Source organism: Pseudoxanthomonas winnipegensis (genome assembly GCF_030322905.1).
GTDB classification, from domain to species: domain Bacteria; phylum Pseudomonadota; class Gammaproteobacteria; order Xanthomonadales; family Xanthomonadaceae; genus Pseudoxanthomonas_A; species Pseudoxanthomonas_A winnipegensis.
This window is the reverse complement of record NZ_CP095475.1, coordinates 461,170-473,968: the sequence shown is the minus strand read 5'-3', so window position 1 is coordinate 473,968 and position 12,799 is coordinate 461,170. Positions and strand designations below refer to the sequence as shown.

The 12,799-nt window shown below is 59.1% G+C and carries 8 protein-coding genes; 5 read left to right on the top strand and 3 right to left on the bottom strand.

All coding sequences use genetic code 11. The features are described 5' to 3' along the window. Positions 1-309 precede the first annotated feature (309 nt). Positions 310-2,064, top strand: coding sequence for a sensor domain-containing phosphodiesterase (locus tag MWN52_RS01995; protein ID WP_286576356.1), 1,755 nt, complete (start codon positions 310-312; stop codon positions 2,062-2,064). A gap of 625 nt (positions 2,065-2,689) precedes the next feature. Here MWN52_RS01995 and MWN52_RS01990 read toward each other — a convergent pair. Beyond that, positions 2,690-3,436 (bottom strand): glucose 1-dehydrogenase, encoded by a 747-nt coding sequence (locus MWN52_RS01990; RefSeq protein ID WP_286576355.1) that lies wholly within the window; start codon positions 3,434-3,436, stop codon positions 2,690-2,692. Between the two features lie 321 nt (positions 3,437-3,757). Here MWN52_RS01990 and MWN52_RS01985 point away from each other — a divergent pair, with 321 nt between their 5' ends. Continuing rightward, complete coding sequence (locus MWN52_RS01985; RefSeq protein WP_425608069.1) at positions 3,758-4,552, top strand: EAL domain-containing protein; 795 nt, start codon at positions 3,758-3,760, stop codon at positions 4,550-4,552. A 300-nt stretch (positions 4,553-4,852) separates the two neighbouring features. On the opposite strand, the gene MWN52_RS01980 is transcribed toward MWN52_RS01985, so the two are convergent. Further along, on the bottom strand, positions 4,853-5,572 hold the full coding sequence (locus MWN52_RS01980) for an XAC0095 family protein (protein WP_286576353.1): 720 nt from the start codon (positions 5,570-5,572) through the stop codon (positions 4,853-4,855). Positions 5,573-5,927: 355 nt separating this feature from the next. Between MWN52_RS01980 and MWN52_RS01975 the strand changes: the two genes are divergently transcribed. Next, positions 5,928-6,473: a hypothetical protein gene (locus MWN52_RS01975; RefSeq protein ID WP_286576352.1), complete on the top strand. Its 546-nt coding sequence runs from the start codon at positions 5,928-5,930 to the stop codon at positions 6,471-6,473. Positions 6,474-6,582: 109 nt separating this feature from the next. Here the strand turns inward: MWN52_RS01975 and MWN52_RS01970 are convergent, their stop codons facing one another. Continuing rightward, positions 6,583-11,463, bottom strand: coding sequence for a hypothetical protein (locus MWN52_RS01970; protein ID WP_286576351.1), 4,881 nt, complete (start codon positions 11,461-11,463; stop codon positions 6,583-6,585). 587 nt (positions 11,464-12,050) lie between these two features. Between MWN52_RS01970 and MWN52_RS01965 the strand changes: the two genes are divergently transcribed. Together MWN52_RS01965 and MWN52_RS19580 are read left to right on the top strand one after the other, a co-directional pair. After that, entirely contained in the window at positions 12,051-12,398 is a 348-nt protein-coding gene (locus tag MWN52_RS01965) for a hypothetical protein (RefSeq protein WP_205956107.1), read from the top strand. Position 12,399: 1 nt separating this feature from the next. Continuing rightward, on the top strand, positions 12,400-12,750 hold the full coding sequence (locus MWN52_RS19580) for a hypothetical protein (protein WP_286576350.1): 351 nt from the start codon (positions 12,400-12,402) through the stop codon (positions 12,748-12,750). Positions 12,751-12,799 lie beyond the last annotated feature (49 nt).

Genomic DNA, 12,799 nt, shown 5'->3' with positions numbered 1-12,799 from the left:
TTGGACAGGCACTAGCTTAACGGGGCGGCGCGCCAATTGCGTCGATTCCCTGGACCGACGATGCGATCGGATCGACCGCCGGCCTGGGCCGGCACTTCCCGCCCGCCGGACACCTCCCCAGCCCGCGCTTCCGAACCCCGAGCCGGCGCCTGCGGTGAGGCAGGCTGCACAAGCCGCCGAACGGTCGCATCCAGCCCGCGCGCAGACGCGTAGTTTGGTGAGTGAAGGCCACGTGTCCGTACCGATCGCCGCCTCCCCGTATGGCATGTTTCTTGCTGATCTCCTCGTGGTCTTGTCCGGTGAAATCCCATGGTCCAGTCGCTGAAAACCGAAGAGGAACGATTGGCGCTGATCCGCAGCCTCGATCTGCTCAAGATCGTCGACCTGCCCGAACTCAAGCGGATGACCCAGCTGGTCTGCGAGATCTTCGACATGCCCATGGCGCTGATCTCCATCGTCGGTGAGGATCACCAGTACTTCATCTCGCGCGAGGGCTTCCCGGTCAGTTCCACCGATCGCAGCGCCTCGGTCTGCGACTTCACCATCCGCGGCCGGGAGGTCCTGGAAGTCGAGGACATGACCCAGGATCCGCGCTTTGCCGACAACTGCCTGGTGGTGGACGCACCGCACCTGCGCTTCTACGCCGGCGCCCCGCTCATCACCTCCTCCGGCCACGCTATCGGTGCGCTGTGCGTGCTGGACCACAAGCCGCGCAAACTCACCGAACAGCAGCGCCACCAGCTGCAGACGCTGGCGACGCTGACCATCGACCAGATCAGCCTGCTGCGCTCGGTGGGCCGGCGCGAGCCGGTCACCGGCCTGCCCAACCGCCAGCAGTTCGCCCTGGACCTGGCCGCGCTGGCCGATCTCAGGCCCTACGAGCGCCACACGCTGATGATCCTGGACGTCTTCGACGTGCACGCCGCGCACCTGCTGGGGCAGGCGCGCGGCATGGCGCCGGTGGAGTCGCTGATCCGCCAGATCGGCGAGCGCCTGTCCAAGCTGCTGTCCGACATCGCCCCGCTCTACCACGTGGGCGTGTCGCGCTTCGCCTTCGTGCTCAGCGAGCTGTCCAGCGACGAGCGCGAGGCGATCCTGGAGCGCATCCGTCTGGTGGCCACGCGCTCGGTGCTGGTCGACGGCCTGGAGATCCTGCCCATGTGCCACGGCGGCATCACCGCCTTCGACGCCTCCAACGCCCAGGACGCGCTGCGCCGGGCGATCGTGGCCATGCACCAGGCCCTGGACCAGCGCCAGCCCTGGGTGCGCTACGAACCCACGCGCGACCTCCAGCTGCGCCGCGACTACCGCCTGGCCGCCGACCTGCCGGTGGCCATCGCCAACGACCAGCTGTATCTGATGTTCCAGCCGCGCGTGGAACTGGCCACCCGCAGGATGGTCGGCGTCGAGGCCCTGCTGCGCTGGAAGCACGACGAGCTGGGCGAAGTCTCGCCCGGCGAGTTCGTCCCGGTGATCGAACGGACCGCGCTGATGCCGCAAGTGACCGACTGGGTCATAAGACAATCCCTGTCACAGATGCGGACCTGGATCGCCCGCGGCATGGACCTGGCGCTGTCGCTGAACGTCTCGCCGGCCGACTTCCGCCGCGGCGACCTGCCCGACCGCCTGCTGACCCAGCTCAAGCGCACCGGGCTGGACCCGAGCCATCTGGAAATCGAGATTACCGAAGGCGAATGGCTCGAACGCACGCCCGAAGTCTCGCGCCAGCTCAGCGAGATCAGCCAGATGGGCGTGCGCATCGCGGTGGACGACTTCGGCGCCGGCTACAGCAACTTCGCCTACCTCACCACCCTGCCGATCAACACCATCAAGATCGACCGCAGCCTGGTGCACGGCTTCCCCAGCACGATCCAGAAGGGCGCGATGGTGCGCTCGATCATCGGCCTGGCCCACGACCTGGGCTTCCACACCGTGGCCGAGGGCGTGGAGACCGAGGAAGAAGCCGTGGCACTCAAGACCCTGCGTTGCCGCGAGGCGCAGGGCTTCATCTTCTCCCGCCCCCTGCTCCCGCGCGACATCGACCGCCTGCGCCAGGTCGCCTGACCGGCACGACCGAAACGCCAGCGCCACGCCTCCGTCAGCTCCGCCGCCGGAGTACATGACGGCGCGGCGTCCCGCCCCCTCCCTTTCGCCGAAGGCGAAGGGGAGGGCTGGGGAGGGGTTAGCTGTTGCTGTTGATGTTGCTGTTGCCTTTGCTTTGCGCCCAAAAGCGAACAAGCAAAAGCAACCCCCTCCCAACCTCCCCCTTGCGCTACGCGCAAAGGGGAGGGGCGCTCCGCAAAGCAAGCGCAGGCCGGTTCGCCGGAAGACCTGACGGAGCAGCATCCCGCCCCCTCCCTTTCGCCGAAGGCGAAGGGGAGCTCGAAGTCGCGAACTAGCGACTGAGGGGGAGGGGTTGGCTGTTGCCGTTGCCGTTGCCTTTGCTTTGCGCCGACATCGAGCAGCACCAAAGCGGCAAGCCACTAAACCCCGTGGGAGCCGCCACGGCGGCGATGAGGCTTTCCCGGTAAAGCCCCTCGCCGCCATGGCGGCTCCCACCTGTAGAGCGGAGCTCGCTCCGCTGGAGCCTCCCCCACGAACCGAACGAAGAGCAGCGGAGCAAGCTCCGCTCTACAAAAAGGCCGCGGCTTGAACTGAGAGACAGGTGCTCCCACCAAGCTAGACAGCTTTAGCGCAGCCCGCCGCCCGCCTTGATCCGCTCGCCGGTCAGCCAGCGCGCCGCGTCCGAGGCCAGGAACACCGCGACATCGGCAATGTCGTCCGGCGCGCCAACGCGGCCCAGCGGCGTTTGCGCCACGATCTGCGTCTGCATCGGCGAGCCGATGAAGCCCGCGGTCTGCGCGCCCTCGGTATCGACCATGCCCGGATTGATGCTGTTGACGCGGATCCCGCGCGCGCCCAGCTCGCGCGAGAGCACGCCGGTGATCGCATCCACCGCGCCCTTGGTCGCGGTATAGACCACCAGACCCGGCGGCTCCATCGCGCTGACCGTCGAACCGATGTTGATGACACTGGCGCCCTGCCCCAGATGCGGCAACGCCGCCTGCGTCACCTGCAGCAGACCCAGCACATTGATGTCGAAATGACGATGGAAGTGCGCCGGCGTGACGTCTTCCAGCGGTGCCGCCTCATACACGCCCGAATTGTTGACCACGATATCGAGCCGACCGAAGCGCTCGACGGCTGCGGCCACCAGCGCCTTGGCCTGCTCCGCATCGGCCACGTCGCCCTGCACCGCCACCGCCTGGCCGCCGGCCTGCGTAATACGCGCGACCACTGCATCGGCACCACTGCGGCTGGACGCGTAATTGACCACCACCGACGCGCCGGCGGCGCCCAGCGCCGAGGCGATCGCCGCGCCGATGCCCTTGGAGGCCCCGGTGACCAGGGCGACTTTTCCTGCGAGCTTGCTCATCTTGATGCTTCCTGAAGAAGGGGGAAAACGCGCGCCCTGCCGAACGCAGGCGGCGTGCGGCCAAAAGAATGGGGCGCGGGGACGGGCCGGATAAGCCGGCAATCGGGGGAAAAAGCATCCCGTCTGCGGGATAAGCGCGGCGCGCTTGCGTGATGCGATGCGCGCCATCGCGCCGGCGCGGCGCCGCATCGCGCGCCCTCCGCCAGAACGGGCACGCGGCCCTTGCGCAACGGCGGCGCAACGAAAGTCGCAACGCTGCGTTTTCCGCACGCGGCCAGCGTATCCTGCTCGTCACTTGTCGCTGCCGAAGGCACACATCGCATGGAACCGGCGCGCCCCTCCAACCCGAAAGGCAACGCAGCGCCGTGCGCCAATTGCGGCACAGGCCAGCCACTGGATTTCCAGATCCGGATGGCCTTCCAGCCCATCGTCGATGCCCGCACGCGTTCCATCTACGGCTACGAGGCGCTGGTGCGCACCGCCGAGGGCGGCGGCGCCCTTGAGGTGCTGGCGCGCGTCACGCCCGAGCAGCTGTATCGCTTCGACCAGGCCTGCCGGGTCAAGGCGATCGAGACCGCCGCGCGCCTGGGCCTTCAGGGCTATCTGTCGATCAACTTCCTGCCCAACGCCGTGTACGAGCCGGCCACCTGCATCCAGCTGACGCTGCAGGCCGCGCGGCGCCACGGCTTCCCGACCGAGCGGCTGATTTTCGAGACCGCCGAGTCCGAGCAGGTGCGCGACGAGGCGCACCTGACCCGCATCTTCCGCGACTACCGCGAGCGCGGCTTCCTCACCGCGATGGACGACTTCGGCGCCGGCTACGCCGGCCTGAAGCTGCTGGCCAACTTCCAGCCCGACCTGATCAAGCTGGACATGGCCCTGATCCGCGACATCGACCGCGACCCCGCGCGCCAGGCCATCGCGCGCGGCGTCGTGAGCATCGCCAACGAACTGGGCTGCCAGCCGCTGGCCGAAGGCGTGGAGACCGTGGATGAATTCCGCTACCTGCACGGCCTGGGCATCGCCCTGTTCCAGGGCTATCTGTTCGGCCGCCCCCTGCTCGAACAGCTGGGCGACGTGGACCCGGCGCTGTGGGCCAAGTGCCTGGACGGCTGAAGCCGTCTGGTTGAATAGATATTTGAATAGATAGACGACCGCCAAGACTGCCGAAAAGCCTTGCACCTCAAACCGTTATGACGGATTCGCCTGGCCGCCAAGCGACCGCCGTGAATAGATTCGCGCAGGGGCACCGCCCGTCAGAGAGACGCCAGCGTGGACACGCAGGACTTGGCGCCCTTTCGGCTCACCCAGTCGCCGAGCGCGGGCGCTGAAACGCCCGAGGGCGCCCGTCAGGCCAAGCGCCCCAGGACCGCTGCGGCGCTGCCCCGGCGCCCCCACCCCGGCCAGCCGCCGCATTCAGTGCAGCAAGACGCCTGTGGACCAGGGGCCAGCAGCCGACGGAGGGCTTGGCAGCTCCGACAGTGGCCGCATGGCGTCAGCGCCGCAGGCGACGCCCGACACGCGGTACATGGCCCGGTTCTCGCCGACGGAGGACGGCGGCACATGCGGCTCATTGGGCAGCGGCTGGTCCTGGATCTCGCCCAGCAGCGCCAGCGCCTCGCCGGCGCGGTCGAAGATCGAATGCCCCAGCCGGGACAGCGTGCCCTCGGCGAAGTCGGCCATGTCCTCGGCGGACACCGCATCGGCGTAGGCCCGGATGGTGTCGAGCAGCAGGTTGAGCGCATCGACCTGATCGAGCGTGACGCCGAACAGCATGCGCGGCGAGGCGCTGAAGTCGTAAGGCTTGGGGTGCGGTGTGCCGGCGTTTGCAGACGGCGAGGGCTGCGCGGACTCGTGCGTTACTTCATCCGGGGACGCGTGTGCCGGCGCGTACCGTGCCGGCCCTTTCGCCGCGTCGAGCACTTGGGCGAGTTGCTCGATGACCAAACCCAACGAGTATCTCCATTCGCCCAGGAGCACCTCGGGCGGGCACGCCGCGGACGCGTCAGCAGTCCGCTGCTGCACCAGCCGCGCCAGGAACTCCAAGTGCTCCCTCAGCTGCCGCAGCCGCTGCTGGCACTCCTCGGGCAGCAGATAACTCATCTCACCGTGCCCGCCGAACACGCGCTCGTTCATCGTCGCCTCCTTGTCACCATGAAGTGCCCGCCCGCGGTTAGCGGACGGGAAGTCGGGAGGTTCGAAACCGCTAAGAGCCGGCGGGCGTATTTCCCTTGCGGGTGTTGTATTAGCCGCCCTCCCGACGCAGGCATCGCGTCGGCTGCACCTGCAAAGAATGCAGGCACAAAAAACCCACCGGTTTGACGGAGGTGGGTACCGCTCTTAGAGGAGTTTCGACGCTCCTTAATCGCGAGATTGCTCCTACGCGATTTACCTGTCAACAGGTTCCCTTGGGGCGAGCACAGTTGTGTCCTCGCGACTCCTTCGACAGAGTAGAAGGCGCTCGCATCTATCAGGAAGAGGCACACGACGCATGGAAGGCTCACCGGACCTCACGCAGCAAACGCCCGTCAGCGCGAAGCAACATCAGCCCGCTTTGGTGAAGGACTTGAGCTTTCCTTCGCTCGCCGAAGCGATGGCGCGCTACACCCGGGACACGGACCCCAATCGCGCAGGAGGGCTTGAACGCTGGAGCTTTGTCGTTGCGCTGCTCGGAGCCGGGATCGGCATGCTGCTTGGTTCGATCCTGGAGGGGCGGACCGGCTTGGCTTTCGCCGTCACAGGCCTTGCCTTGGAGATTGGCGGCCTTCTTATCACGCTTGTGCTGCAGGTCAGACGCGAATGGCCGAGCTTCCGCCATCCCTACGCCCAGCACGCGGCGGAGATGGAGCACGAATTCCACCACTACCAAGACATCGTCCGCGCCTTCCCCCTCGAGCAGCGACTGCAGCGCAAAGCCTTCATCCGCAGCCGCAGGTCATCCACCGATGGCCACTCGGCTTTAAAGTTGGCACTTGGACACTGCGAGCCCTGGCGACTATTACCCGCTTTATGGCGGACTTGCTTTCCTCCTGCCTGAGTATCCAATACGCCAAAGTCGTATGAATATGTGAGCCAAAGCCAAAAAGCTTAATCCCTCCATTGAAGAAAGTGTCAATTTATCCATCTTTATCCGTAGGACCACGATACTAAAACGTTTGCCTTATATAACCTACGCGCCTTCCGTCCACCTCTCGATCGCCTCTCACGTAATGAGATAAGTAGCTTAGAAGCTCGGCGGTTCTCTCGTCATCCAGCTCAGATATCTCGCTGAGCCTCGAGCCGAGCCCACTGAAAGATGTGCCTAAGCGAAGTCCTTTATCTGGAAGAAGTAGCCAGCGGTCGTGTACCGGGGACCTATTATCCCCGAGGTCGCTTATCCCAATTACCTCCACGGCTGGCGGATTTTGATCCATTGCCTGATTCCAAGCCCTTTCGAAAGCATTTTCCTCCAAGCTGATTAGAGCCTTTCGGCTAGTTAATACAACCAGCCTCGCCATCGGGCATTGCGCGGAAACAATTCTTATCAAATCTATATCAGCAGGGGAAAAGAACGGATCGCAAAAGATCACCTGCATATTACTATCCTCAGAATACCCAAGCCAGGCCCGCAAGTAAGAAACCGCGTCGCCGTGACCTTCAGCGCCCCGCTTCACAATCAGCCCATTCGCCTCTCGGGAAAAAAGCCTGCTTCCGGAAACACTTGTACGTTCCATTAAATTAACGGAAAGCTCCGTCGAAAGCATGAGAACCTCCCACAACGGCGATACTTTCTGAGATACATCCTCTTGCCTCATTAGCCGACGCGAAATATTTTCTATATACCAAGACAATACCGGAAAGGCATCGTTTAAATCCCAGTCGCCACAAGCCGCTACGTAATTGCAGAGCCGGTCTGGTATAATGGCTTCGCTTCGTCCAGAAACCAGAGAACCCACACTTTTCCAAGCAGCAGCTGGAAGAACATCTCTTTGCACATCCTCTGACTCGTGATTCCCTGATACGGAGGATATTCTCCTTCTGGCTTTCTGAATCTTTGCCTGCCTAGCCAAATCAGCCCTCGCGCTGGCGCGTGCCGGATCATCGTCAACCTCGGCGATCAACTCGTCTAACATCTTTGGATCTATCTGTTCAGCGCTATCTAGCAGCTTTCTGCGCGATCGATTTGCAGCTTGCTCGTCGTCCAAATAAAAGCTGAAAGACATTGCGTCCTTAAGTGCAGCTTTTGTAAGAAGCGGATCGACCCGTTTAGCGGCTTCAATAAATGCTTCAATACGTCCGTGCCGGTCATAAGGCGAAGGAATTCCTGTGACTTCATCCTTCACCCGAGAAAGAACGGTTCGCGCCTCATGTACTAGCTTGCCCGGCATTGAATTCGCGATCTCCATCTGCACTAAAACGCGATCAGCTAAATTACCGATTGCACTCGCACGCACCAAAAGGTCGTGCCAGTCGCCTCCATCAGAAAGGCGCTGTAGATACGCCTCAACCTCAATAAGATAGCCTTCGTGTGCAACCCCATCTGGCACGGGCAACTTCTTCCTCGCGATACCTAATAAACGGCTCCGCAAATCCGCACGTTGCTGGGCAGTAATTTTAGAGCGCGACCCCTTACTCAAGAGAACGGCAACCAAATTTCTGATTGCGGACGAGATGTATAAATCGCAACGCATTTCGTCTATTAGTAATACGCAATCCTCCGCAGCAGACAGTGACACTGCGCAATTTTCAAAATCACCAGTCCAGTGATCACTTTCTGACGAGTTCTTTAGGATGACATCCAGGGTTGTGTTCAGTCGATCATCACGCTCGTATCTATCAAGAGCTTCAATATTAACTAGAGCGGATCTTCCCTTAATAAGGAATAACGGCGTAAAAACTGTACCCCGCATAACGTTGCGGCAATGTTCGTAAGTCGCATATTCGGCGATCAGCGGATTGCAATGCTCATCTATGATTTTTTTTGCCAGATCAGTATCACCTTCACAAACCCCTTTTATAGCGAGATCTGCGAGATATGAGGTCCTCGTGACTGGGTCCTTGATCTGGGCACATAGGCGAGTAAATCGCGCTAGATAGCTATCATCGAATTGACCAAACTTTATTAGAACTCTCGAGGAGCGGAGAACTAGAGATAGACAAGTACACTTTATTCGCTCTGCCGTGCCAGTTTGCTGTAACGACCCTCCCTGAGACTCTTCGGCCTGAGCAAAGAACTTCCTTGCTTGATCGGGAAAACTTTTACCGATGACAGAGACTGCTTGATAAAAGATTTCCGCCCTATCAAGCTCCGAACCAACGTTCTTCGCAGAAGTTTCCAATCTAAATAGCAACTCCTCGTCCAGTCTGTCGCAGTGCTTTAGCTGTGAGCGGATAAGCGCAACGACTGCATCACTACACTGAACAGGATTCCTGACTGAACGAATAATGTGCGTTAGCTCTGTCGACCAGTTCAACGGGTCTTTTCCCCGCACGCCAGAGCGTACCGCAGACACAACAGCGTTGTCTCTAATTCTCGATTCGGAAATCAATCTTATACAGTCGTTAAGACTCTGGCCTCGCTCATCTGTATAAGCAAACGATGGGACTACGGAGGCGACATATTCGTATGCCTTGTCACGAGCCTCTGTTGTATTGAGCTTTTCAATTAATGCTAGGGCCTCAGTTGAGCTGTATTCCGCGATTGCAGCGAGAGGGCGTCTGACCACCTCAAAATGACTAGCGGTATTTTTAAGTAGCTCAATCAGCGACCTCTGTAACTCATCTCTCAGGACTTCTGAAATTCGTTCCTGCGCGTCCAACTGCGAAAACGAGCTTAGGCTCCCAAGCCCTTTTAAAATTAGCGCAAAGCACTCAGCTCTCGCCTCAAGCGAGTCGACTTCCTGAGACTCGTAATACAGGTCGAGTACTCTTTTACGAGCTAACTCCGGGTCATAGCGAGAGCAGCCTATCGCAAGCTTCATACCAAGGCTCACCCTTGCTACTGACCCCGAGGACTCCTGCACCAAACCCATTTGACCGTCAAACTTGGTGACGAGCTCCGAAACCTTCGTATTCTGGCCTTGCACATATGTGAGAGGTGTCGCGAAATCAGCCAGATCTCTCATCCGCGGTAGGTACGATGAGTTATTTATTGCCTGACTAAGCGCATAGTCAACGATATCAAGTGCATTATCTCCAATACTGGGCCCCGCCAGGACACACCTAAGGAAATATATCTTACGCCCCACTTTCATGGGCCCCGCTATTTCCTCGATTTGCGATATCGTTAAGTCGCCAAAATATCCTGAGATAAAAGATATAATTGACTTGTGCCTCTCGTCTGAAACTTGATTACGCGTCTTCTCAATAATTGCCGACTTCGCTTCGCCTTTCTCGGCAGCCGCGGCTAAAGACAAATTTACCAAAGCATTATTTCTTTGATTAGGTTGCCCTTCATCAAGACTAGCTTTGTCCAATATCGCAATTGCTAGGTCTGCATCGAAGAACGCGACATTCTCAGCAAGACTTTCCAAATCATCACTTATTCCTGAAAAGTCAACCTTATCAGCGAGCTCTCTTATACTTTCTATTATTTGATTCTCTACAGCGCCCGACTCTTCCCTTTTTCTTGCGGCATATTCTGCCAACATCTGTATCTGTATTTCGTTTACAGATGTGCTAAGGGCCATGTCCAGGGCCTTCGCGGCCTCCCCGATAGCGACAAGTGCACCAATCTTCGACTTATGCCCACTAGCGAAGGCTACATCAGAAAATATGCTGCGCTGAAGAGCAAATTGAAAAATTTGCTGAGCTTGTTTCAGCTGTGATGCGCTGCGAGCTCCAAGAGCCGCTCTCGCTCGAAGTGAGGATATTGATTTTGTGGTTGAGAGCAGCTGTGAATAGTGCTCGGGAACCAGCATATCGATGATGGACTGCTGTTGATTTATGGAGCTGAGATACGCGGGCAAGAATTGTATAGCCTCAGGCGTACCGGGATTGCTAGAAAGATGCTCGATTTGTAGACTAATAGACTTATGCCTTAAGTAGTCTAGACTTGATGCTGCGAAACGCCGATAAGTCTCAGACTCAAACTCACATATTCCTAATTCGGTCCTCTGAACTATGAATCCGCAGGCTTCGAATATAACCCTGATATCGTCATCTGAGCCCTGACAGGTCAGTTTTAGCTTGTTTATAGACAGTGGATATCTTGAGAAGGCTAACGTTGCCAACATCAGGCGTTGCGTCTCACTGAGTGATTTCGACGCGGCAAATTCCATTGCGATGAAATCCGGGTATCCACACGGATCTGCATTAAGGAGTTCATCGCTGCTAACCCCGGACGCCATTAACTTTCTTACAGATGCAAGCCTGCCGGGAAGTCCTTTGCATATTTTCAAGATGCTGTCGATCTTATTGTCCGGAATATTAAGGCCCTTCAGAAGAAGTTTTGATTCCGTAGGCGAAAGCTTTTGTACCTGATAACTCTTGTATCGTAGGGTGGAAATGTATCTCGAAAAACGCTCTGCGTCGCCGGTTATTAAAAATCTAAAGCCATGTGTGCCGAGCGGGAGGACATCATAAAATATACTTTCTATCCTCCTCTCATCACTTTGCGGCACTTGATGCAATCCATCAATGACGAAATATATAGGACGTATTCCTCTTTTCTTCCTGACTGCCAGCAGTAACGTGTTGTACTCTGAAACGTCCACTGCCGAGTCGCTCGCTAGCTCACGGCCCACATACGCGCTGTATTGTTCCGCAAGTAGTCTTCTCAGATATTCAACGCTATAAGAGAACTTACTCGCTGGCTTTACAAACAAGTAGAAGCAATGCTGAGGCTCGTGAACGCAGAATTGAGCCAGTAATGTCGTCGCACCGCACCCCTCGACTCCCTCGACAAATACAACTGGAACCTCGTCTGTCGCGATCGCCGATATTGTTTCGAGCACATGATGTCGTTCGATCGCGTCAACTGAGACGATTGGAAAGTCCGCCCCATATGATGTGCCATTTGAATGCTCGCCGACGTCCTGTATAGACATTTTCCCTTCCTGATCCTATTGATTTCTGGGCAGAATGATGCCGCCCTGCGGGTAATTTAATCTAGCGCTATATATGAAGCCGCATTCTAACTTCCTGCTCCAACTGGGCACGAGCGTCTCATGATTCCGCCGCGAAGCAAAGTCGACGGCCCACCTCAAGCTCAGCCATGCCCGCTCGAGAAGCACGTGAATCGAATTGATGATCCACTTTAGAGCTTGCCTTCCTTTTGCCAAGCCATGCCGCTTTTGATACGGCAGATTAGTGCCTGCGTATGCTCGCGAAGCGAGGCTCTTGCTCCTTTTTCCTAGAGCAAGCTGCAGATTTTCTCGGTATCAATACATCTCAGGCTGCCCCGCCTTGATTAGCCGCTTCTCTTCTTCACCGACAGGGTTGCGCGCGCGATTTGCACAAGGGCTCGAGTGCTCGCCGAGGCTGGGCATCGTGGTACATGGCCACCTGTAGGACGTACTGGGAAACATACGGAGCTCGAGACAGTGGAGCTAGGCGCTGTGCTAGGACGCTGCTTTCACACCCTCTCCTTTGTCCCCTACGCACACTCGAATTCTCGCCAGCAGGAGGCTCCGCAGTGGCCCGATCGACCCGGTACGACGCGATTGACTTCACCCCGCCCAAGGGCGCCGCGCAGGCGGCGAGCCGGGGCCTCAAGCTGCGGGAGGCGCATGGCCGTGGCGGGACGGCGGTGGGGGTCGCGCGGGCGCGCGACCTGGCGGCGCAGACCACGCTGTCGCCGGCGACGGTGCGCCGCATGACCTCCTACTTCGCGCGCCACGGCGTGGACAAGCAGGGCCAGGGCTGGGCCGATCGCACGCACCCGTCCGCCGGCTATATCGCCTGGCTGCTGTGGGGCGGCGATGCGGGCAAACGCTGGGCCGAGCGGATCGAGCAGCGCATGCGCAAGGCGGAGGCGACCTGACATGGCGACGACCAAGCAAGCGAAGAAAGCCCCGTGGAAGAAGGCCAACCCGGCCAAGAAGTCGGCCAGCAAGACGCTCTCCAGCGGCCAAAAAGCCGAGGCCAAGTCCCGGGCGAAGAAGGCCGGCCGGCCCTACCCCAACCTGGTGGACAACATGGCGGTCGCCAAGAAGGCGTCGAAGAAGGCGACCAAGAAGACTGCGAAGAAAGCCGCAAAGAAGACAGCAAAGAAGACTGCCAAGGAGACAGTCAAGAAGACGGCGAAGAAGACCGCGAAGAAGGCGACCAGGAAAACGACCAAGAAGGTCGCCAAGCGCGCAGGCGCACGCTCGACGGGCAAGACTTCCAAATAAGCCCCGGACGTTGGCGCACGACTGAAGCGCGCTTCCGCGCACGCCGCCC